This window comes from Nocardia implantans (genome assembly GCF_035544775.1).
In the GTDB taxonomy this organism is placed as follows: domain Bacteria; phylum Actinomycetota; class Actinomycetes; order Mycobacteriales; family Mycobacteriaceae; genus Nocardia; species Nocardia implantans.
The window spans coordinates 462,473-483,118 of the sequence record NZ_JAYKYQ010000005.1 but is presented as its reverse complement, the minus strand read 5'-3'; the positions used below and the strand labels follow the sequence as shown (position 1 = coordinate 483,118).

22 protein-coding genes and 1 pseudogene are annotated in these 20,646 nt (G+C 67.5%); 13 read left to right on the top strand and 10 right to left on the bottom strand.

Annotated elements, in window-relative coordinates:
- Window positions 1-215 precede the first annotated feature (215 nt).
- Entirely contained in the window at window positions 216-509 is a 294-nt protein-coding gene (locus U3653_RS33310) for an ANTAR domain-containing protein (protein WP_195079915.1), read from the top strand.
- Between the two features lie 864 nt (window positions 510-1,373).
- Here the strand turns inward: U3653_RS33310 and U3653_RS15485 are convergent.
- Window positions 1,374-2,378 carry an acyl-CoA dehydrogenase family protein gene (locus tag U3653_RS15485; RefSeq protein ID WP_323124013.1) on the bottom strand — a complete coding sequence of 335 codons (1,005 nt, stop codon included), beginning with the start codon at window positions 2,376-2,378 and terminating at the stop codon, window positions 1,374-1,376.
- A 443-nt stretch (window positions 2,379-2,821) separates the two neighbouring features.
- Between U3653_RS15485 and U3653_RS15480 the strand changes: the two genes are divergently transcribed.
- Window positions 2,822-3,313: a hypothetical protein gene (locus U3653_RS15480; protein ID WP_195079917.1), complete on the top strand. Its 492-nt coding sequence runs from the start codon at window positions 2,822-2,824 to the stop codon at window positions 3,311-3,313.
- A gap of 612 nt (window positions 3,314-3,925) precedes the next feature.
- On the opposite strand, the gene U3653_RS15475 is transcribed toward U3653_RS15480, so the two are convergent.
- Window positions 3,926-4,309 (bottom strand): hypothetical protein, encoded by a 384-nt coding sequence (locus U3653_RS15475; protein WP_195079918.1) that lies wholly within the window; start codon window positions 4,307-4,309, stop codon window positions 3,926-3,928.
- A gap of 436 nt (window positions 4,310-4,745) precedes the next feature.
- Here U3653_RS15475 and U3653_RS15470 point away from each other — a divergent pair.
- From U3653_RS15470 to U3653_RS15440, 7 genes and pseudogenes are all read left to right on the top strand, one after another.
- Window positions 4,746-4,928, top strand: a pseudogene (locus U3653_RS15470) (DUF732 domain-containing protein); the annotation flags it as partial.
- A gap of 102 nt (window positions 4,929-5,030) precedes the next feature.
- Window positions 5,031-6,077, top strand: coding sequence for a fused (3R)-hydroxyacyl-ACP dehydratase subunits HadA/HadB (locus U3653_RS15465; RefSeq protein ID WP_195079919.1), 1,047 nt, complete (start codon window positions 5,031-5,033; stop codon window positions 6,075-6,077).
- A gap of 162 nt (window positions 6,078-6,239) precedes the next feature.
- Complete coding sequence (locus U3653_RS15460) at window positions 6,240-6,404, top strand: hypothetical protein (protein ID WP_195079920.1); 165 nt, start codon at window positions 6,240-6,242, stop codon at window positions 6,402-6,404.
- A 243-nt stretch (window positions 6,405-6,647) separates the two neighbouring features.
- Complete coding sequence (locus U3653_RS15455; protein WP_397069132.1) at window positions 6,648-7,889, top strand: PP2C family protein-serine/threonine phosphatase; 1,242 nt, start codon at window positions 6,648-6,650, stop codon at window positions 7,887-7,889.
- Window positions 7,886-9,511 carry a sensor histidine kinase gene (locus U3653_RS15450; protein ID WP_195079922.1) on the top strand — a complete coding sequence of 542 codons (1,626 nt, stop codon included), beginning with the start codon at window positions 7,886-7,888 and terminating at the stop codon, window positions 9,509-9,511. The genes U3653_RS15455 and U3653_RS15450 overlap by 4 nt, the downstream gene beginning before the upstream one ends.
- Entirely contained in the window at window positions 9,508-9,954 is a 447-nt protein-coding gene (locus U3653_RS15445) for a response regulator (protein ID WP_195079923.1), read from the top strand. Before U3653_RS15450 ends, U3653_RS15445 begins: the two co-directional genes overlap by 4 nt.
- Before the next feature lie 298 nt (window positions 9,955-10,252).
- Window positions 10,253-10,705, top strand: coding sequence for an ATP-binding protein (locus U3653_RS15440; RefSeq protein WP_195079924.1), 453 nt, complete (start codon window positions 10,253-10,255; stop codon window positions 10,703-10,705).
- A gap of 9 nt (window positions 10,706-10,714) precedes the next feature.
- On the opposite strand, the gene U3653_RS15435 is transcribed toward U3653_RS15440, so the two are convergent.
- Window positions 10,715-11,071, bottom strand: coding sequence for a MerR family transcriptional regulator (locus tag U3653_RS15435; protein ID WP_195079925.1), 357 nt, complete (start codon window positions 11,069-11,071; stop codon window positions 10,715-10,717).
- 145 nt (window positions 11,072-11,216) lie between these two features.
- Here U3653_RS15435 and U3653_RS15430 point away from each other — a divergent pair, with 145 nt between their 5' ends.
- From U3653_RS15430 to U3653_RS15420, 3 genes are all read left to right on the top strand, one after another.
- On the top strand, window positions 11,217-11,636 hold the full coding sequence (locus U3653_RS15430) for an Hsp20/alpha crystallin family protein (RefSeq protein ID WP_067807801.1): 420 nt from the start codon (window positions 11,217-11,219) through the stop codon (window positions 11,634-11,636).
- 204 nt (window positions 11,637-11,840) lie between these two features.
- On the top strand, window positions 11,841-11,999 hold the full coding sequence (locus tag U3653_RS15425; RefSeq protein WP_195079926.1) for a hypothetical protein: 159 nt from the start codon (window positions 11,841-11,843) through the stop codon (window positions 11,997-11,999).
- Window positions 12,000-12,021: 22 nt separating this feature from the next.
- A complete protein-coding gene (locus U3653_RS15420; protein WP_195079927.1) occupies window positions 12,022-12,279 on the top strand; it encodes a cold-shock protein in 258 nt (85 codons plus the stop codon).
- 27 nt (window positions 12,280-12,306) lie between these two features.
- Here the strand turns inward: U3653_RS15420 and U3653_RS15415 are convergent, their stop codons facing one another.
- Window positions 12,307-13,902 carry a GMC oxidoreductase gene (locus tag U3653_RS15415; protein WP_195079928.1) on the bottom strand — a complete coding sequence of 532 codons (1,596 nt, stop codon included), beginning with the start codon at window positions 13,900-13,902 and terminating at the stop codon, window positions 12,307-12,309.
- 142 nt (window positions 13,903-14,044) lie between these two features.
- Between U3653_RS15415 and U3653_RS15410 the strand changes: the two genes are divergently transcribed.
- Window positions 14,045-14,977, top strand: coding sequence for an LLM class flavin-dependent oxidoreductase (locus tag U3653_RS15410; RefSeq protein WP_323124012.1), 933 nt, complete (start codon window positions 14,045-14,047; stop codon window positions 14,975-14,977).
- Window positions 14,978-15,006: 29 nt separating this feature from the next.
- On the opposite strand, the gene U3653_RS15405 is transcribed toward U3653_RS15410, so the two are convergent.
- From U3653_RS15405 to U3653_RS15380, 6 genes are all read right to left on the bottom strand, one after another.
- Window positions 15,007-16,071, bottom strand: coding sequence for an NAD(P)H-dependent amine dehydrogenase family protein (locus U3653_RS15405; protein WP_195079930.1), 1,065 nt, complete (start codon window positions 16,069-16,071; stop codon window positions 15,007-15,009).
- A gap of 59 nt (window positions 16,072-16,130) precedes the next feature.
- A complete protein-coding gene (locus U3653_RS15400; protein WP_195079931.1) occupies window positions 16,131-16,586 on the bottom strand; it encodes a DUF427 domain-containing protein in 456 nt (151 codons plus the stop codon).
- 30 nt (window positions 16,587-16,616) lie between these two features.
- Window positions 16,617-17,447, bottom strand: a complete 831-nt coding sequence (locus tag U3653_RS15395) for an acyl-CoA thioesterase (RefSeq protein WP_323124035.1) — start codon at window positions 17,445-17,447, stop codon at window positions 16,617-16,619.
- A gap of 247 nt (window positions 17,448-17,694) precedes the next feature.
- Window positions 17,695-18,531 (bottom strand): mycofactocin-coupled SDR family oxidoreductase, encoded by an 837-nt coding sequence (locus tag U3653_RS15390; protein WP_043691371.1) that lies wholly within the window; start codon window positions 18,529-18,531, stop codon window positions 17,695-17,697.
- Window positions 18,532-18,606: 75 nt separating this feature from the next.
- Window positions 18,607-19,884 (bottom strand): cytochrome P450, encoded by a 1,278-nt coding sequence (locus tag U3653_RS15385; protein ID WP_195079933.1) that lies wholly within the window; start codon window positions 19,882-19,884, stop codon window positions 18,607-18,609.
- A gap of 114 nt (window positions 19,885-19,998) precedes the next feature.
- Window positions 19,999-20,637 (bottom strand): Rv1363c family protein, encoded by a 639-nt coding sequence (locus tag U3653_RS15380; RefSeq protein ID WP_195079934.1) that lies wholly within the window; start codon window positions 20,635-20,637, stop codon window positions 19,999-20,001.
- Window positions 20,638-20,646 lie beyond the last annotated feature (9 nt).

The following is a 20,646-nucleotide window of genomic DNA, read 5'->3' as shown; positions in this document are numbered from 1 at the left end:
GCGGTCCGGCCGACTGCACCGGATTCTCTTCTCCGCCGGAGGGGATGGTGGATCTTGCTTCCGGTGCAGTTCACCTGCCCGGCCAACCAGACATCTCATCTCCAACGACAGTGAATGTACTCCCCGCCTTCCAGAATGTCTACACCCTGCGATACAGATTTTCCCGCTTCCCGAGTAGCTGTTTTCTGTCATCACGTCTCGGGTAGGGGTGGGGTGTGGACATTGAACAGCCCCGACCGCCCAGTGACGCGGATCGGTTCGCGTTCGAAGCCGGCCGCGCGGTGATCGAGCAGGCCAAAGGGATGCTGATGCTGGTGTACGGGATCGGCGAGCAGCAAGCGTTCGCGCTGCTGCGGTCCTGCTCGCAACACACCAACGTGCGACTACGCGAGCTGGCCGGGCGCATCCTCACCGAACTACCCACCGCCGGCGGGCAAGCCCCCAAAGCCCCGATACGCGTCGAGCTCAACCGGATCCTGGCCGGACATCCCCCGCCTACCGACCGATGAAGCGTATCGATCTTGCCGAGTCGCGCACGTCGCCACGCGGGCCGCGAGGCGGTGGAGGTGAGGGCGGCGCTGCCGGTTTGCCTCGCCGAGGATGCCCTGGATGGCGCCGGGAGGAAACCGTCTTCTCGGTCTTCCAGCTGCTGAGTTCACGCCCAGGCTGCGTTGGGGTATCTGTGATTGTGATTCCCGTGAACAGTCCGCTGCCCACGGGGGGAAAGCCGGGTCGGCCTACCCTTTCGGTGCCGTCGAGATCGATGCTCAGCCCGGCGACAGCGGGTTCGTCGGTGCCGCCCGTGGGTCTCTGCTATTTGCTCGGCCGCGGCAAGATGGTCGCTCGCCACGTCAGCCAGTGGATGGTCGCTGCCGACAGCTCGCATCGGTTGGGACCCACGCCGCTGAGCGACGGCACTCGGGCCTAGATGCGACGACACTCGGGCCTAGATGTAGGAGACCCCGTTGCTGGTGCCCCAGAAGTGATGGCGGTGACAGCGACGGTCCGGACCCCGGTGGCGTGACGGCCGTCGAGTCGCCCACTTTCGATGGTGTCGCGGCACCGTTCTCGCTCATCTCCGACGTGGGGGCTGTCCGAAATATCGCCCTGATCCGCCAGCGCCGGAAAAGCATGTACATCGCGGCCCCCGTAGGCGTACTGCGGCGGCATATCGTGCCACGGCAACCAATCCAGAGTCCGCCACCACATACCGTCGATGAGCTGCCGTTGGTCCGCACTGGTGGGCGGCGCGCCGTTTCTACCGGCAGGCAGCAACGACGCACCGGCCACGCCCGCTCGGCATCGGTCGGATCCGCCTTCCCGCGACCGCTACGCCGGGCAGGAGGTCTTCCGTTTCCGCACCTGCGGCTTGCTCACGCGCGGGAGTGCTGGACCTTCTCCATGGGAGAGAATATCGGGAACGAGTCGCCGAGCCAGCGCACCAGGTCCTGGACTTGTGCGTAGTAGCGGTGGAACGGCTCTGCGGTGACGGGGCCGCCGTGCAGGCGATGACATTTGCTCATCGCCGCGGGTAGCTGTGCAGTGATCCAGTGAGCGAGCGTGCCGAGTTCGTCGCGGACTCGTTCGTCGTGCTCGGGGTGGTCGTCTCGCTCTGACAGCAATCTGATCGCCGACCGCGAGGCTGTCTGCAGCAGCCGCGACACGTCATGGACCTCTTCGAACTCTCGTCTCGCCGCGTTCAATGCGGCGGGCGCCAGCCCGAACTGACGGTGAATGCGGATGTGTTCGGTGAGCACTCTCAGCAGTCCCTCGAGCAGCCCGTCGGCGACGGACCCGATGGTTGCCACCGCCCACTGATGCAGTGGCGAGGCGCCGTCGATCAACAACTGTTGCGCGGGGATCTGGGCCTGCTCGAAGTACACCGAATACTCCGGTGCACCACTCGCACCGGGGCTTCGCACACACCTGACACCAGGTGTGCAGGACTCCACCACGGCGACACCGCAATCCGTGGGCACCAGAATCCAGCGTGCCGACTCGGCATACGGGACACACACCTTGTGACCAGTGATCCGCGCCGACCCGCCCTCGAGGACCGCCACTGTCTTCGGAGTCGCCACGAACGGTGCGCCGGGCTCATTCAGCGCGGCGGTCAGTATCGCGCCTTGCGCCACGGCAGGGAAAATGGCCTGTGTCAGACTTTTCGGAGCGGCTTGCGCCAGTGGTAGCACTCCGAAACCGAGCGTCACCAAGGCCGGCACCTGCACAGCGTCGGTGGCCAGCTCGGTGAGCATGGCCGACACCTCGAGCCGGCCCGTAGGCTCGCCGCATCGCTCGAGCAGCGCTACCGAAAGCAATCCGGACTCGACGATTCTCGGCCACAGCGCGAAATCACGCGCAGTCTCGCGTTCGAGCACACTCACGACAGCTTCGGCGACAGCATCCTCACTGTCGACTCCGGTGAAACCCAAAATCACTCCTCTCCGAATCATCGATCGGCGCGTTTCGAGTCATCATTGGTGGATCTGCCGGCCAGGCCGCAGTGGGCAGCAAGCTGTCCGGTCATCGAAACGTGTACCAACGGGGTGTAAACCGCAGCATCAGCCGCCCTGGGTAACAGTCGGTCGGTCGGTTTTCTCCCACAAGGTGTCGATGGATTATGCCGCGACGAGTCGGCAAAACTCGGCGACCGTCAACGAATTCGGCGTGGCGTGGGCTGGGTGATCTCCTAACCGCTGGAGTCGGACCTCACCGGAACGGGCGAACGAGAAAGCTCACACCCACGATCGGCAATGGGGACAGAGGCATTCGCCGAGTCATCCACAGTCGAACCACTTTCAATCTCACAAGCGTCCAGTTCGTGAGGCAGTCGCAGATCTGGCATCGCTGCTACCCGCCGGCCAGCGTCCTGCAGGCTTTGGGCACCACGTGCGGGCACCCGCTGACCGAAGCGGACATGCGCGTCTTCGGCGGGCTGGACATCGTGCTGCGCGCCCGCGGTTGGAGCTTCATCGGTGACTGCTCCGACCCGGAAACTCTCACCTTCAACTACCAGCCCTCCGACATCAGCAAGGACCGACCACCCCAAGGCCTGCAACCGATCACCACCATCGTGGTCACCCTCGACCGCTCCGCACAGACCAACCTCATCAGCGACTGCCGAATCGAAATCCTGCTCGTCGGTACGCCCTCCAGCCAAGCCCGGATCACCGGCCTGTCCGGCCTCACCAAATACCTCGACCTCATCGAAGCCCACCGGCCCGGCATCCCGACCCCAGCACAGTTTCCCTTCGTCCGCGTCCGCCTCGCCCGACGAGCCGATCACAACGCCGCCGGCGCGTCACGCAGGTGATGTTGCGGCTGCTCATCGAAACCGCCTGCCGCCGAGGAGGTCTACTTCATCTGCGCATCGACGACCCCAACGTCACAGACTGCCTGGTTCGACTCCACGAGAAAGGAGGCACGATACGGCGGCAACCGATGGGCGGCGGCGCTGGGGATCAACGCTCACTGGATACGCCACACCACCTTGACCAACGTCGAACGACAAATTCGGCATCGCTGTCGCACGGGCATACGCCGGCCACGACATTCGCCTACACCAAAGCCGGACTGCTGGATGCAGTCGAGGCACTGGCCACGTTGACCGGCCAGACGCACCCGCTGCTGCCGAACACCGAACGACATCCCCTCTCACCCCGCCGCCGGCAAAGGTTCAGCGACCCTGAACCATAAGGTAACCCAACGCGCTATGAACCCACATACGTGGCGAAATCGCCGCGAAATGGGTGTCCTGACCTAGCGAAGAGCACCCGCGCCTCGTCGCGTTCCGGCACGCCGCGCGGCGATGCGGCAACTGTTCGCCGAGGCGCCGGGGCGAGCGGAGCCGAGTTAGGCGATGTACAAGGCGCTGGAACCGCTCGCCCTCCCCTGAGGAAGCGGGCGAAGCGCCCTCGACCTATCCCTATCTGGTGTGACCGGTCGCGCCGCCGTGCTGGGGCACCGATCGGCCAGCCTGGTGCGCGGGCAGACCGCCGTGGTGGGGAGCTGGTCGAGCGCCGTGGTGAGCCGATACGGCCCCGTGGTGCGGCACCGGCCGGCCGAGCGGCATCTGCGGTACGGGAGGCGCGGGCGGAACGAATCGCAGGATTTCGGAGAATCCCGGAAATCCGCCGGGGATGGGCACTTCCACCGGGACATCGGGTGCGCTGCTGGAGGGCGGCTGCGCGGCGGCGGGACCGCAGGCGATCGTCGCCGCCGCGGCGACCGCCGCCGCGGCGGTCGTCCAGACCTGCCACGACACCCGGTGCGAGCGTCGATCATTGGGAACGTCGGCGTCGAACGCCATGATGCGGTCCTCCGATCTGCGTCGGCCGACCCGGTACGTCCCTTCCGGTATCGCGGGAGGTCACCGAGCCTCGAATTCGTTCGAAACACCACGGTGCTTGTCCACTGGATCCGGAGAGTCATGCTCCCGCACACACTCGATCGGCTCGCACGGGACACACGACGACAAAACAACGAAACGGTAACGACCGAGCGGCACACACCGCTGCCGCCCTTCGCGTGCGGCCCGCGCTCGGCTCGGTTGCCGGTGAACGCGCCCGCACTCACTCGAACCAGTCCAGCGGCGGGGTGGCCCATCCGGCACGACGGTCAGCGACTGCTTACGCCGACCGGCAGGACGGCGACCGCGCCCCGGCTAGGCTGCGTCGGCTGTCGCTGCCGAATTCCGTCCGACCGAAGCGCGGGCGCACGCACCGCGCGGCGCCGAAGGCTATCTCGCCGACCTACAGCGGCTCGGCGTGCGGACCGTGACCGCGGCGCTGCTGGACCTGGGCTACGCGGTGTGCCGGGAACTGGCGGCCGGAACGTCCGATGCCGACATCGTGGTTGAGGTGAGCACGCACCAATCGGTGGACGAGGCCGCCGCAGTGGTGGTGTCCGTCGAGCGGAACCTGTGCTGAACCGCCAACGATCGACGACTGGCCGAGAGTCGGTCGATCGCGAAACGGCGAGCGATGCGGGCTGACCGGAAATTCGCCGTCGCTTGGGTAGATTCCCCCGCGATGTCCAGACTCCCTGCCACATCAGGTGCGAACGACACGACCGACGCCGCGGCGCCCGCCACAATGGTCGGGCGCCGGTATCGCAGCGGCGATCACTACGAGGTCGCCCGCGAGAAGATCCGCGAGTACGCCCGCGCGGTGCGCAACCAGCACCCGGCGCATCGATCGGAGCAGGCCGCGACCGACCTCGGCTACGCAGGCCTGGTCGCTCCGCCGACCTTCGGCGCGGTGCCGGGCTATCTCGCCTACGCCGAGGTCTTCGACACGATCCTGCCCGGCTACGACCTGAGCCGGACCATCCAGACCGATCAGATGATCGACTTCCACCGTCCGCTGCTGGCCGGCGACCGGATCGGTTTCGAGATGTGCCTCGACTCGTTCCGGCACGCGTTCGGCGGCGACCTCATCGTCCTGCGCCAGACCATCCTGGACCAGGACGATCGGCCGGTCCTCACATCGCGGACCAGCCTGGTCGGGCGGGCCGACGAGGCCCTGCCCGGTTGGTTGGACGCGATGGTCATGCACGGAGTACGCCCGGAGGCCCGGCAGCAGCGCCGTATCCCGCACCCGCGCTATGTCGGAGACGGCAGCGAGTCGGCCCGCGAGACGCAGGCGCCGGTGACCCCGCGAGGACGGCGGTGGGAAACCGTGCGTCCCGGAACGGAGCTTCCGCCACTCACGCTCACGGTCAGCCGAGGCGACCTGGTCAACTACGCCGGAGTGGCGGGAGACCCGAACCCCATCCATTGGAGCACCGAGGCGGCCGCGCGGATGGGGATGCAGACCGTCGTCGCGCAGGGCATGTTCACCATTGGGCTCAGTGTCGACTTGCTCACCTCGTGGCTGGGCGACCCGGGGGCGCTGCGCTCCTACAACGTCCGCCTGACCAATCCCGTGCACGTCGGCGCGACCGGCGCTCAAATCGCGTTCTCGGGCCGGGTGAAACACCTGGACGAGCACGCTCGCACCGCCACCGTCGCGATCACCGCCGAGCACGACGGGCACAAGATCTTCGGTCGCGCGACGGCCGAGGTCGCCCTCGCGTGATCGCACGACCCGTGCGCGCCGCCGCGCTCGGCGTGTTTGGTCCGCAGCGACGGGGGCACGTTGGAGGCGGAGCACGCGCCCGCCGGGATCGGCGGACGCGAACTCGGCACTCGATCGAGCGGGCAACCGGCCCGCTCGCACCCGAAAGGACCGGTATCTGTCGTGGTTGTGCTTCTTGCTGTGATCGGCTCGGCTTCCCTTGCCGTCATCGCGGTCCATGCCACGGTCGTCGCACGCAGCTTGGCGGAACTTCGCTCGCCGCGCCGGGACGTTGCGGCCGGGGAGCACGAGCGCAGCACCGCCCGGCTGACGGGCACCACGGTCTGATCCTCCGGCGTCCTTCCCGCGTCCACATCCGCGTCTGCCCAGGTGAGCACCGTCATGTCTCGGTCAGGTGGCGGATCGGATACGATCTTGGCTGCCTCTCGGTCCAGCAAACGGCCGCTGAGACAGTCGGCGTGCGCTGGTGCCGCCCTTGGTGATCGGAGGCCGGGTTGTCGGTGTTCGCCGACGACGGCATCAGTGCTGTCGGACGTTCCACCACACTCGGACCCACGACCGGTGGTTTCCGTGCGGCGTGACGGGACAGACGACGATCCCGAGGTGATCGTGGACGCGGATTGGCCGTGGCAGCAACCTTCGGTACTCCTGATCGAGGACGACCCGGGAGATGCCCTCCTGGTGGAGGAACTGGTCGTGGACGGCGCGCCCGGTCTGCAGCTGCACTGGGTGCGGTCGCTGGCCGAGGCCGCCGAGCACCTCGCCTCCGCCGAGCCCGACTGCGTGCTGCTGGACCTGCATCTGCCCGATGCCAAGGGGCTGGAGGCGGTCGAGCGCATCCGCAGCCACACCGACCAGGTCGCGATCGTGGTGATGACCGGCCTCGATCAGGAGCAGACCGGTTTGGCCGCGGTCGCGGCGGGAGCCCAGGATTACCTGGTCAAAGGCCGGGTCGAGCCGGAACTGTTCGGGCGCGCCGTGCGCTACGCGATCCAGCGTAAGCAGGCCGAGCGCACCAGCGCGGCCCTGCAGGCGAGCAATATGCGCGCGCAGGAGAACGCGCGACTGGAACGCGGCCTGCTGCCCACCCCGCTGTTGCGTGGGCAGCGAGTCGTCGATGTCGTGGCGCGCTACCGTCCCGGCCGCGCCCATTCGCTGCTCGGCGGCGATTTCTACGACGTCGTCCAGGACGCGGACGGCACGGTGCACGCCGTCATCGGTGACGTGTCCGGCCACGGACCGGACGAGGCGGCGACCGGCGTGGCGTTGCGCCTGGCCTGGCGCACCCTGGTGCTGAGCGGGGTGACCGGCGCACGGCAATTGCGGCTGCTCGAGCAGGTACTGCTGGCCGAACGCACCGGCAGGCAGACCTTCGCGACGGTCACGAGCCTGATGTTGCATCCCGGCGACCGCCGCGCGCAGGTGCTGCGGGCCGGGCACCCGGGCATGCTGCTGCGCTCGGCGTCCGGATTGACCTGGGTCGAGGTGCCCGGCGGGCCTGCCTTGGGCTTTCTGCCCGGTCGTGCCGAGTGGCCCGTGCACGATCTGGACCTGCCCCTGGGCTCCGGGCTGATGGTATTCACCGACGGCCTGTTCGAAGGCCGGGTCGGGACGGACCAGGAACGACTCGGCGAGCAAGGACTGATGGAGGTCGCACGCGCCGTGCGGGCCGCGGATCCCGACTGGTTCGTCGACGAACTGATCGGTCGCGTGGAGGCGCTGGCGGGTGCGTCCGGCGGATTGGACGACGACGTCGCCATTCTGTATCTGGGATGGAACGGCGACGGGCAAGGACAGGATCGGAACCGATGACGACGAAGACCGGCCGGCCGTCGCTGAGCGCGCGGTTGACCGCCCAGGCCTGGTTCCAGCTGGTGCTGGCCGCGATGGTGCTGGTGGTGATCATCGGCACCGTGGCGGGCGCCCAGGTGATCGCTCAGACCAACCGCGTGACCGATCGGCTGCTCGACAAGTCGTTGCCCGCGGCGGCCGAGGCCTACCGGTTGCAGAGCGCTTTGGTCGACCAGGAGACCGGCGTGCGCGGCTACGGGATCACCGCCGACCCGCAGTTCCTGCAGCCCTACCGGGACGGCACCCGGGACGAGGCGCAGTCGGCCGCGCGCCTGCGGGAGCTGCTGGCCGGCCGGCGGCCGCTGCTCGACGAACTCGACGGCGTGGAGCAGGCCGCGCAGCGGTGGCGTACCGAATACGCGGAGCCCTTGGTCGCCGGATTGCAGTCGGGATCGACCCGTGGCATCGAGCCGACGACTCCCACGCGCGGTAAACCGCTGTTCGACGACCTGCGGACGCGTTTCGACGCGCAGAACAGCAATCTCGCGGCGGCCATCGCGCGGGACGAAGAGGAGCTCGCGCACAGCCGGACGGTCCGCGACGCCGTACTGGCCGGGATGGTGGTGGCGTTCCTGCTGACCGGTGTGCTGCTGACGGTGCTGATCCGGCGGTTGATCGTTCGGCCCCTCGGCTCTCTGACCGACGCGTCGCTGCGGGTGGCGGGCGGCGACTTCGAGCATCACATCGACGCCCACGGCCCCGCCGATCTGGCGACCGTCGCGAACGCGGTGGAGAGCATGCGCCGCCGCATCGTCGCCGAGCTGGCTTCCTCCCGCGCCAAGGAGGCGGTACTCGCCGAGCAGAAGACGGATCTGGACGTGCAGGCCGAGGAACTGCGCCGGTCCAACGCGGAGCTGGAGCAGTTCGCCTACGTCGCCTCGCACGATCTGCAGGAGCCGCTGCGCAAGGTGGCGTCGTTCTGTCAGCTGCTGGAGAAGCGCTACGGTGACAAGCTCGACGAGCGCGGCAAGCAGTACATCGACTTCGCCGTCGACGGCGCCAAGCGGATGCAGGTGCTGATCAACGACCTGCTCACGTTCTCCCGCGTGGGCCGGGTCACCGACCGTACCGTGCCCACCGACGTCGGCCAGTCCCTGGACAAGGCCCTGACCAACCTCTCCGCGGCGATCGACGAGACCGAAACCAGCGTCCGGCGGCCGGACCAGCTGCCCGAGATCATCGGGGATCCGACGCTGCTGACCATGCTGTGGCAGAACCTGATCGCCAACGCCATCAAATTCCGCCGGCCCGACCGCGCGCCCCGGATCGAGATCACCTGCGAACCGGACGAACACGGCAACGGCTGGCTGCTGTCGGTCTCCGACAACGGCATCGGGATCGCCCCCGAATTCGCCGAGAAGGTATTCGTCATCTTCCAGCGGCTGCACAATCGGGAGGAGTACAGCGGAACCGGCATCGGGCTGGCCGTATGCAAGAAGATCGTGGAGTATCACGGCGGCCGGATCTGGATCGACACCGAGTACACCGGCGGCGCCCGCTTCTGGTTCACTTTGCGCACCGCCGATTCCGACAGCACCGCCCATACCGCCGACCTCCCCACCCACGAAGGAGCCATCGCATGAGCACGCCCGGCCAGCCCATCGACATCCTGCTCGTCGAAGACGATCCCGGCGACGAGCTGATGACACGGGAAGCCTTCGAGGACAACAAGATCGGCAACACCCTGCACGTCGCCAGAGACGGCGAGGAGGCGCTGGAATTCCTCTACCGTCAGGGACGGTACCCGGACGCGCCGCGGCCGGACCTGATCCTGCTCGACCTGAACCTGCCCAAGTACGACGGCAGGCAGGTGCTGGAGAAGATCAAGGCCGATCCCGACCTGTCGCACATCCCGGTGGTCGTGCTCACCACCTCGGCGGCCGAAGAGGACATCCTGCGCAGCTACCGGCTGCACGCGAACGCGTACGTCACCAAGCCGGTGGATCTCGACCAGTTCGTCGCCGCCATCAAGCAGATCGATGAGTTCTTCGTCCAGGTCGTGCGGCTGCCGCGGCAAAACCTGTGATGATGGTTCGCGCGGCGCCGCCCGGTTCGCGGGTTCGCGGCGCCACGGTTTACGGTGGTGCCGGTGCCGGAGGTCTCACCGACTCCGGCCGCGGCCATGAATGGGGAATGATCAACCGGGTATAGCTTCGGGGAGAACGGCACACGCACGGCGAACACGGCAGCCCAGTCCGATGGCGGTCCACGTGCTCGGCGTGGGCGCGGGTACAGCGCACCGATCCCCGATAGGGAGGTAACGAGGTGACGGCGCATCGACGCCATCGGCGAGGCACGACGACGACAAGGGCGGGCCGCGACAGATGCACTGCGATCGCGGCGGCTGGTACGCGCTCGTGAACGCGGGCGAGCGGGTACCCCTACCCAACGCCGTGACGCCGCTGGCGCTGGACTTCCCCGCCGAAGCGGTGCAGTTGGCCACCGTCCGGCACACCTTGCAGGAATGGCTCGCCCAGTGCGGCATGGCCGCGGCACCGGCCTACGACGTGCTGCTCGCCGTCGGTGAGGCATGCACCAACGCCGTCGAGCACGGGCATCACGGTGACGGCGGCGTGGTTCGCTTGCGCGCCGAGATCGACGGCGAGCACCTCCGGGTGACCATTTCCGACAGCGGCCGCTGGAAAGAACCCGACCCGCAAGCCGATTCGCTGCGCGGGCGGGGTATGCCGCTGATCCGGGCGCTGATTCCAGAGGTCACCGTGACCACCGGCGATACCGGCACGGTGGTCGATCTGCGTACGCCCTTCTCCGGGTAGCCCAGGAACCTACGCCGGGCCGGGCCGCTTGTCTCGCGCGTCCCGCAGGCGGATGTTGTCGGCCTGCAACCGGTCGTTGTCCGCGTGCAGGTCGGCGTTCGCATCCTCCAGGTCGAGGATGCGGCGGATGCCCGCGAGATTCACGCCCGTGGCGACCAGATCGGTGATCCGCCGCAGTCTGGCCAGATCGTTGCCGCTGTAGCGGCGGGTGCCCCCGTCGCTGCGTGCGGGACTCAGCAACCCGTGCCGCTCGTAGAGCCTGAGCGTCTGCACACCGATTCCGGCCAGCCCGGCGGCCACCGAGATCCCGTACACCGCTTGGCCGGGATCCGGCAGATGCCCCGAGTCACCCCTCTCCTGCGCCATCCATCCTCACTTCACTTTCGACAAGAGATTTCCTAGTTTAGCGCCTTGCACTCAACTTCATCGGGTGGTACAAAAAATCTATGCCAGATGACAGAGGTTATCTGGACCCTACTACGGAGAATGGAGTGAGTTGGAGGTGGCGACCATGCTGATGCGCACCGATCCGTTCCGCGATCTGGACCGTCTGACGCAGCAGGTGTTCGGCACGAAGGCGCATCCAGCGGTGATGCCGATGGACGCCTGGCGCGCGGGCGAGGAGTTCGTCGTGGAGTTCGACCTGCCCGGCATCGACCCCGAATCCCTCGATCTGGACATCGAGCGCAATGTGGTGACCGTGCGCGCGCGTCGTCCCGAACTCGACTCGGGGCGGGAGATGATCGCCGCGGAACGCGCCCGCGGCGTGTTCAGCCGTCAACTGTTCCTGGGCGACAACCTCGACACCGACAAGATTCGCGCCGACTACACCGACGGCGTGCTCCGCCTCACGATTCCGGTGGCCGAGAAGGCCAAGCCGCGCAAGATCGAGATCGGTCGCGGGAACGGGCACAAGGCGATCGACGCCTGAGAGCCCGATCCGATCGCGCATCTCCACCGGAATCGCCAAGTGAGGTGATGTCGAAGCCAGTGATCTCGGAACCAATCCGCGACGAGTGTCATCTTCCCCTTCCTGGCGGGCCCGGGATTCCGGGCCCGCGCCCTGCCGAGGCATGGAAAACGTTGTCGCGCGGCAGTTTTCCTACGCAGGGAACACCTGATGGAGCATCCGATCATGGCATCAACCGAATCGCGCCACCCCAACCTCGCGGCGAGCGAGGCCGCAGCAGGGGTTTCCTCCGAAGCCGCGGTCGTCTGGCCCGACCCGAGCCCGCTGGACGCCTGGTGGCGACGGATCATGCACTCCGATCCGGTGCGCCGCGGCGCCGCGTGATCCGGCCCTTATCCTCGACTTCGTGACCGATCAGCCCCACCGCCACCGTGGCGCGGCGCAATACTGGCGCCGCGGCACGGTGGTCTGGTTCAACGTCGAGAAGGGCTTCGGATTCCTGCAGCCCGCCGACGATCCCACGCAGGTCTTCGTCGAGTACACCAGCATCGAGACCACCGGATACAAAGCGCTGCACGCGGGCCAGCCCGTGGTGTTCACCGCCACCATGCGCAAGCGCGGCCCCGAAGCCACGGCGGTGCGCCCGGTGCTGCCCGGTGATTGAGCAGCGCTGCGGGCGCGGCGCACACGGTCAGATCACCGTGCCGACGTCTTGTGCGACCAAGTTGTCCAAGGCGCGCTCGGCGACCGCGGCGATGGTCATCGACGGGTTGCAGGCCGCGGTGTTGCCTGGCATGAGCGCACCGTCGAGCACGTACAGGCCCTGCTGGCCGTGCACCCGGCCCTCCAGATCGCAGACGGCCCCCATGCTGGCGCCGCCCAAGGGGTGCCAGGTCGAGGGGAACAACAAGTTGGTGTCGGTGAGAATGCTTCCGGGACCGGCGATCCGGTGTGCGGCGGGGCCGATGTAGTTGTCCTGGATGTAGCTGTCACCGTCCTGCGGCCACTGCAAGATGGCATCGTCGCGGGCCGCGTCGTAGACGAAGTGCCCGCGGCCGTCGCTGACGCCGTACCCGACCATCATGGTGCTGCCGGCGTCGGCGCCCAGCGGCGGGACGGACGCCTGGATCAGGGTGTGGGCGGAGTGCGGGTCGGACCAGATCTTGCTTCCGTAGACGACCGGGCCGCCCTGCTCGGTACCGAAACTCGCGGTCGGATCGGTCCACAGGTAGATGCGGTCGGCGTTGGTGCCCCAGCCCTGCCCGAGTCCGTCGGGCATATCGGGGATCAGGCCTTTCGCCGAGGCGCGCACCAGCAGCCTCGTGGTGTTCAGGCTTCCGGCCGCCAGCACCAGCGCACCGGTGGTGATGATCTTGTTCTCCAGCACGGCGCCGCTGGTGTCGAGGCGCTCGACGTGGACGATCCACCTGCCGTCGGAGGCCCGCTCGACATCGGTGACCTGATGCAGCGGCTCGACCGTCACCAGGCCGGTCGCCTCGGCGGCGGCGATGTAGGTGACGTCGACCGAATGCTTGCCGCCGTTGTTCACCCCCATGGCGCCGTCGCCGTTGGTGTAGGAAGGCTTCATCTCGCCCCGGAGTTCGGCCAAGGCGAAGTTCCAGTCGATGGGCATCGGGATCTTCGACAGCGGAAGGCCTGCGCGCCGCACGTGCTCGGCGAAGACCCGTGAGGCCGCGTAGTTGGGACTGGCGATCAGCTCGTCCGGGGCCACGGCCAAGCCGAGCATGCGCGCGACCCGCGGGTAGTGCACCCGATCCATGGTCGCCCAGTCCAGGGCCTCGGGGAAGTGGGCATCGAACACCTCCCGCGCCGGTTGCAGGGACATACCTTGGTAGACCAGCGATCCCCCGCCGACGCCCGCCGCGCACAGCGCGGTCATATTGGTACCGGGCACCGCTTCGACGAGGCCGGTGTACGGCTCGAAAACCAATGGCTTGCCGAACAACACCGGGCTGGACTTGTACCAGAGCACCCGTTTGTCCAGCGCCGATGCGCGCGGGAAGGTTTCGGCGTTCGGGCCGGTCGGCCAGCGCAGGCCGCGTTCGAGCACCAGGACCCGGACTCCGGCCTCGGCCAGGCGCAGTGCGGTGACGCCACCGCCGAACCCTGATCCGATGACGACCACCCGGTGTTCCTCGCGGGTGAGCGGAACGCTGTTCACCCGCGCGGCAATCGGACTCGTCGTGTTCGCGTAGCGCGAGGCGACCAGGAGGCCGCCCGCCGCGGCTGCTCCGGTCAACAGTGACCGGCGCGAAATTGCTGACATCACACACCCTCGAAGATCAGACGCGAGCTCGGATCTCGCGCGGCCGACCACGGCCGCTACGGGACAGTAATATAACCGGACACACATGTCCGGTGGTGCTCGGATCTGTAGCACAGGTCACAATTGGTTCGGAGGTGGTCCGGTGCAGGCCGAACCCGAGTTCGGGATCTACATCCCGCAGATCGTCGCGGACTACGGCACGCTGCTCGACCTCGCGCGCACGGCCGAGCGCACGGGCTTCGGCACACTGTGGCTGTTCGACCACCTCTACTCTCCAGGGCTTCCCGACCACCCCGCGCTGGAAGCGTGGACGACCGCTACGGCGCTGCTCGCCGGCACGACGAGCCTGCGCGTCGGCGCGCTGGTGCTGTGCAACAACTTCCGGCACCCCGTGCTGCTGGGACGGATGGCCACCACGCTCGACCTGATCTCCGGCGGACGGCTGGCATTCGGCGTGGGCAGCGGTTCGATAGCGGACGAGCATCGAAAAGCGGGCTTGCCGTGGGGGTCGGCCGCTGAGCGATCGGAGCGCCTCGGTGAAGCGCTCGAGATCATCACCCGGATGTTCACGGGCGACCATACGTCGTTCGAGGGCCGTCACTATCGGGTGACCGATATCCCCAACTCGCCGAAACCACTTCAGCGGCCACGTCCCCCGATCCACATCGGAGGCGCCGGACCGAAGTACACGATTCCGCTGGTCGCACGTTATGCCGACGTATGGAATGTGCCTACCTATGGCCTGCGCGACTGGGTGGCACTCACCGCGGCGCTGGAGGCGGAATGCGCTCGTATCGACCGCGACCCGAGCACGATCCGCAGATCACACCAGGCCGTCCTCGCGGTGGCCCCACGCGAACGGGGCCTTCCGGAACTGCGCGCCCGTGTCGGCCGTCGCTTCGCCGACGAGGCGTTCGGGGTCGAGGAGGGCTACATCGGAACTCCGGCCATGCTGGTGGACCGGCTCGGCGAACGGGCCCGGCAGGGCATCTCCTCGTTCGTGTTCATGATCGGCGCGAAGCAGGCCGCGGCGACGATGGAACTGTTCGCCACGGAGGTGATGCCGCAGCTGTGAGCCCGCGCCGCGGACGGAGTGCGACCGCCTCAGCGCTGCGGCACGACGCCGCGCGGCAGGGTGAGCGGCAGGTCGTTGTAGGTCACGATGCCCGGCGCCGCCGCGACGACGCCGGGAATGGCATTGATGACCGGCATGGCGGTCATGATGTGCCCGAGCGTCATGAAATCGGCGATCGTCTCGGCATGGAAATCCGGCGGCGGCAGGAAGCTGACGACGTTCTTCACCGTCGGGCGGCCGTCGACCTGCAGGACCCAGCCGTCCTGATCGATCTTCCAGTCGGGCTCGAGCGTCTGCCCTTTGCGCCAGCGCAGGTCGATCTCGACAACGGTCCGGTCCGCGATGCGGCCCTTCCAGCTCGCGTGCACACCGGCGACGCATCCCGCCGGGATGGCCCACGATCCGAGGTCGAGATCGGTTGTGGTGCCGGCGTATTCCGCGTCGCAGCGCACCTCGTCCAGTTCGACGCCGAGTGCGTCGCCGATCAGCCGGACGGCCTCGCCGAAGACACCCGTGCCGCCGGCGGTCATCGCGGGCAGGCCGGGATCGTCGATCGGCCTGCCGAATCCCACCGGCTTCTCGGTTTCCGGCGAGTCGTAGAACGTGGTGTCGGCCGCCTCGCTGATGGTCACCTTGTCGACCCGGTCGCAGATGGCGGCCGACAGGATGGCCAGCAGGTTGATGTAGCCGGGGCTGATGCCGGAGCCGAACATGGTCGACCCGCCGCGACGGCACGCCTCGGCGATCCGGTCGCGACCATCGCCCTGGTTGTGGCCGGTGATGAAGGAAGCGGTCGCGACGACGTCGACACCCGCGGACAGGATGCGGACCAACTCGTCCACGTCGATCCACATCGGGTTGTAGACGACGCAATCCGGTCGCAGCGCCAGCAGCGCGTCGACGTCGTCGGTGGCCGCGATGCCCAGGGGCTCGATTCCGCACAACTCGCCGACGTCGCGGCCCACCTTGTCCGGCGACCACGCGTAGCAGCCGACGAGTTCGAGCGTGGGATTGGCGGCGATCGCCCGAACCGAACTCTTCCCGACATTGCCGGTGGTCCACTGGACGACTCTCAACGCAGACCTCTTCGGCACCTGCTCAGCATAGAGGTCGTCGCCGCCCTATGGAATAGAAATTCTCGAATAGGAGAATTTCACTCTCCGACGCGAGTGGGAGTGACGATGCCCTGGCTCCGGGCCGTTACGCCCAGCACCGCGGGCGTCGCCACGCCGACACGGACCCACACCCTGTCCTGATAGAAGGCGACATGGCCGCTCAGGCGCGCCACGTGATCGATCGGGTCGTCATAGCTCCAGCACACGGCCTCGTCGCCGTCTCCGTCGAAGCGCCAGTAGGTCGCCTGCCCTTTGAACGGGCATCGGCTGACGCGAGCGTCGTCGCGCCGCAATTCGACGCGCAGGTCCTCGCGGGGGAAATAGAACACCAGACCGTGGTCCTGTTCGTCGACGAGCAACGACCGAGTCGTCTCGGCCAGAAGAAGCTCGCCGAACCGCGCCGTGACGAGATTGCGGCGGCGGTGGATGTCGACGCGATAGTCGGGTCTGGCCGCGAAGCCGGAGAGTTCGAGGCCTGCCGACTGTTCACCCATTCGGAGATCCTTCCCGATGGCCCGCGATGTTCACAGCCGTGCGTCCACGGGGATCGCGGCATGCTCCCCCTGCAGCGGGCGGATCATCGCCTCCTGCGTGAACGAGGCGATCAGCCGGCCGTCCTCGGAGTGCACCTGCCCCCGGACATAGGACATGCCCGCCCCCACCTGCGTGCTCTCGTGGGAGTAGAGCAGCCAGCCCTCCCATCCGACCGGCTCGTGGAAACTCACCGTCACGGTGATGACCGCGGTGGAGAGGCTGCGGTGCGCCTGACTGGTGCCGACACCGGCGTGCGCGCGCATGGTCGCCGACACCGACAGGTGACCGGTGAAGTGGGCGATCAAGGCTTTGGCGAGATCCGCGCGGACCGGGATAGGTTCGTAGCGCAGCCAAGCGAACAATTCGGGCGGGCCGACCTCCGCGGGATCGTTGACGTCGGTGACATCCACGATCCGCAGTTCGCGGCCCGCCATCGGCATATCGGCCGCGATGGACGCGGCCGGCCCGGCGACCCGCGGACGTGGCGCGTGATGCCGTATGACGTCCGATGCGGGTACGTCGGCGAGAACCGAGACCGAGGCGCAGCGGCGACCGTTCTGCCGCACCGTCACCGCCGCCGCGGCGATCGAGCGCCCCTCGTGGGTCACCTCGACACGGAACTCCACGGGCTCCTCCGGGTCCGCCACGCGGGTGAAGATGGCGTGCGCCGACCGAATCGCCTTGCCCGGCAGCCTTTTCGCGACCGCGACGATGGATTGGGCGAGCAGTTGGGTGCCGTCGACCACCTTGCGTGATCCGCCGTCACCGGCGCCGGTGAAGGTGTCTTCGCCGACGGGAACGACGTCGAAGATCTCGAGCATCCGAGTCACAGACGATTCGGCGGATACCTTCGGCGCGCTCGCCGCATCGGCACCAGGATGGATCGAATCGTGCTCGGTACGGGTCATCTCGTTCCTTCTTCCCGGCGCCGCCGCCGAGTGGTCGCGTCTGGGCACGGCGACCCGCCGTCACCCGGCGCAGCGCCTGCGCGTACTCCCCCGGGCAGAGATGAAAGCCCTCCAGCCACCAAGTCGCGCACGCTCACCGGGGAACCGGCTCCGCCGCCTGCTACTTGAGCATGCTGCCCGCGTCGATGGGCAGCGGAACTCCGGTGACGAAACGGGATTCATCGGAGGCCAGGTAGAGCACCGCGTTGCTGATGTCGACCGGCTCGACCCACGGGATGGGCAAGGTGTGGAACATCCGGCAGATCGGCTCGAGGTCGGCCGGGCCCGGGTTCTCCAGATCCGGACGGAACAGCTTGTAGGTGCCCTCGTTCATCACCATCGGCGTGTTGACGTGCGTCGGGTGTACCGAGTTGACCCGGATCGAATGCTGACCGAGTTCCACGGCGAAGGTGCGCATCAGACCGACGACGCCGTGCTTGGCGGCGACGTAGTGACCCACGTTCGGGTACGCCTTGAGCCCGCCCACCGAACTGGTGAGCACGATCGAGCCACCGCGGCCACCCGCGATCAGATGGGGCGCACCGGCTTTCACCGTTTTCCACACCCCGCCGAGGTTGACGTCGATCATGTCGTCCCACAGGTTCTCCTCGAGGTCGAGCAGTTGCCCGCCCTCGTTGCCGATGCCCGCGTTCGCGACGATGACGTCCAGCCGCCCGAGTTGCTCGACCCCGGAGTCCACGGCGGTCTTCAGCGCGGCGTAGTCGCGCACGTCCACTTCGGCGGTGAACACGCGCCTGCCTTCGGCCTTGACCAGATCGGCCGTGGTCGCGAGGTCTTCGGGGGTGGACATCGGGAACGGCACGTTGTCCAGTTGCTTGCAGACGTCGACGGCGATGATGTCGGCGCCTTCCTGCGCCAGCCGCACCGCGTGGCTGCGGCCCTGGCCGCGTGCCGCACCGGTGATGAACGCGACCTTTCCTTCGACCCGTCCGGTCATGATTACCTCTATTCGTCGTGCCGCCGAGACAGCTGGTTCGTGAAACCGCGGTGAGCGAGAGCTTTACGCTCGCGGTCAGGGATTGGGCGTGAAGGTGATGTGCAGATCGGTGAGCCCGCGCAGGATGTAGGTCGGCTCGTAGGTGTAACGGCGTTCCCCGGCCGGACCGTGGCGTTCCTCGTCGATGGCGATGTCGAGCATCCGGTCCAGGATCCGTTCGATGGACACGCGGCCCTCGACGCGGGCCAGCGGGCCGCCGGGGCAGGAATGCACGCCCCGTCCGAACGCCATGTGCTCGCGAAAATTCCTACGGTCCAAACGGAACTCGTGCGGATTCTCGAAGCGCCGCGGGTCGCGATTGGCGGCGCCGGGACACACCATCACCGTCGACCCCACCGGGATGTCGACGTCACCGACGATCGTCGCGCGCTTCGCCAAGCGGAAACCGCTCTTCACCGGCGAATCCAGGCGCAGCGCCTCCTCGATGAACACCGGGATCAGGCTGCGGTCGGCGCGCAGTTGCTCCTGCACTTCGGGATGGTCGCCCAGAATCCGCAACGACGCGCCCAGCATTTTCGCCGTGGTCTCCTGTCCCGCGCCGAACAGGAATGTCGCGGATCGCACCACGTCGATGACCTCGGGTGTGGAGCCGTCGGGGTACTTCGCCAGCGCCAGCGATGTCAGGACGTCGTCGCGCGGTTCGCGCCTGCGGTCGCTGATGTAGGCGCTGAACTTCTCGTCCAGCCACTCCAGCGGATTGCTCGCCACGATTTCCTTGTCCAGCGCGCCGACCCGCGTTCCTGGCCGCTCCGCGCCCAGGACGACGCGGAACTGCTCGTGATCCTCCTCGGGCACGCCCAGCATGTCGGCCACGACGAGCAACGAGAACGGTTTGGCGTATTCGGCGAGGAATTCGCACCGTCCGCGCTCGAGGAACTCGTCGAGCTGGCGGTCGGCCAGCCGCCACATGAAGTCCTCGTTCTCCTTCAACCGCGCCGGGGTCAGCAAGCGGTTCAGCAGCGAGCGCGCGTAGGTGTGCTGCGGCGGATCCATCGTCACCATGTGCTCGAACATCGGCAACCGGCTGCGGTGCCGCTCGATCAGCTCGGTGATGTCGTCGCCCTCGACTTCGAACGGCAACGGCGGGAACGGACCGCCCACGGCGATCGCCGAGGAGAAGACGTCGGCGTTCTTCAGCACTTCCGTCGACTCCTCGTAACCGGTGACGGCGTAGACCCCGTAGCGCGACTCCTGCGTCACCGGGCATTTGGCCCGCAGGTGGTCGAAATACGGATGCGGATCCGGAACCACGGCCGGATCGGTGAAGTAGTCGACCGAGTCGAAGTCAGTCATGGGGAGCACTCCTGGAGTGATAGCTGCCGGAACAAATAATAACATTATTCTCTCGCTGGGAGAATATTATTCTTTCTGGTGCGCAGGGCATCCCGGGACGCATGGCGGGGGTGATCAGGGCAGGTAGACGCGGCTGGCCAGCCAGCGGCCGTCGACCAGTTCCATGGTCATCTCGACCCTGCTGCGGTCGACCCGCGGATCGGCCGAGGCGGTGTTGGTCACCGTCTGGTCGATGAACAGCAGGACTTCGACCTCGGTCTCGGAGGCCGACTTCACCGCGGCGTCGAGCACCGTTCCCTTGCCGGTCGCCTTGTTGTCCAGCAGCAATTGCCGCAACTGGCCGCTGGAGCGGGTGTACATATCGCGGAACTCGCCCGTGGACCCGTCGAGTACGGCGGCGAAATCGCGGTCCAGCGTGCCGGAGTCGACGCTGGTCAGCGTCACCGCGTACGACCGTGCCGCGGCGAGCCCGGCTTCCGCCGCGGCGTCGACGTCGCGTTCCTTCTTCAGCTGCCAGCCCAGCACGACCGCCGCAACGATCGCCGCGACCGCGACCACCGCCGCGAGGGGCGGTAGTCCCCGCCGGATCAGCGGGACGACCCGCGACAGCCGATTCGGCCGCGGCTCGGCCACCGAGCCGGCCGCGGCGGGCTCGGTGGCATCGTCCGGGACGGCCGTCTCCGCGACCTCGTCCCGGTCGGTCGGCGGCTTCTCCTTCGTCGCTACCGATGTCTCGGTATCGCTGTGGCTCATGATGTTTCC

What these genes read in the sequence shown, in the direction of transcription:
- U3653_RS15390 (WP_043691371.1), bottom strand. Translation starts at nt 18,531, where the DNA reads ATGACCGGACGGGTCGAAGGAAAGGTCGCGTTCATCACCGGTGCGGCA.
- U3653_RS15385 (WP_195079933.1), bottom strand. Translation starts at nt 19,884, where the DNA reads ATGACTGACTTCGACTCGGTCGACTACTTCACCGATCCGGCCGTGGTT.
- U3653_RS15415 (WP_195079928.1), bottom strand. Translation starts at nt 13,902, where the DNA reads ATGTCAGCAATTTCGCGCCGGTCACTGTTGACCGGAGCAGCCGCGGCG.
- U3653_RS15395 (WP_323124035.1), bottom strand. Translation starts at nt 17,447, where the DNA reads ATGCTCGAGATCTTCGACGTCGTTCCCGTCGGCGAAGACACCTTCACC.
- U3653_RS15465 (WP_195079919.1), top strand. Translation starts at nt 5,031, where the DNA reads ATGTCCAGACTCCCTGCCACATCAGGTGCGAACGACACGACCGACGCC.
- U3653_RS15430 (WP_067807801.1), top strand. Translation starts at nt 11,217, where the DNA reads ATGCTGATGCGCACCGATCCGTTCCGCGATCTGGACCGTCTGACGCAG.
- U3653_RS15425 (WP_195079926.1), top strand. Translation starts at nt 11,841, where the DNA reads ATGGCATCAACCGAATCGCGCCACCCCAACCTCGCGGCGAGCGAGGCC.
- U3653_RS15400 (WP_195079931.1), bottom strand. Translation starts at nt 16,586, where the DNA reads ATGGGTGAACAGTCGGCAGGCCTCGAACTCTCCGGCTTCGCGGCCAGA.
- U3653_RS15440 (WP_195079924.1), top strand. Translation starts at nt 10,253, where the DNA reads ATGCACTGCGATCGCGGCGGCTGGTACGCGCTCGTGAACGCGGGCGAG.
- U3653_RS15435 (WP_195079925.1), bottom strand. Translation starts at nt 11,071, where the DNA reads ATGGCGCAGGAGAGGGGTGACTCGGGGCATCTGCCGGATCCCGGCCAA.
- U3653_RS15445 (WP_195079923.1), top strand. Translation starts at nt 9,508, where the DNA reads ATGAGCACGCCCGGCCAGCCCATCGACATCCTGCTCGTCGAAGACGAT.
- U3653_RS15450 (WP_195079922.1), top strand. Translation starts at nt 7,886, where the DNA reads ATGACGACGAAGACCGGCCGGCCGTCGCTGAGCGCGCGGTTGACCGCC.
- U3653_RS15475 (WP_195079918.1), bottom strand. Translation starts at nt 4,309, where the DNA reads ATGGCGTTCGACGCCGACGTTCCCAATGATCGACGCTCGCACCGGGTG.
- U3653_RS15380 (WP_195079934.1), bottom strand. Translation starts at nt 20,637, where the DNA reads ATGAGCCACAGCGATACCGAGACATCGGTAGCGACGAAGGAGAAGCCG.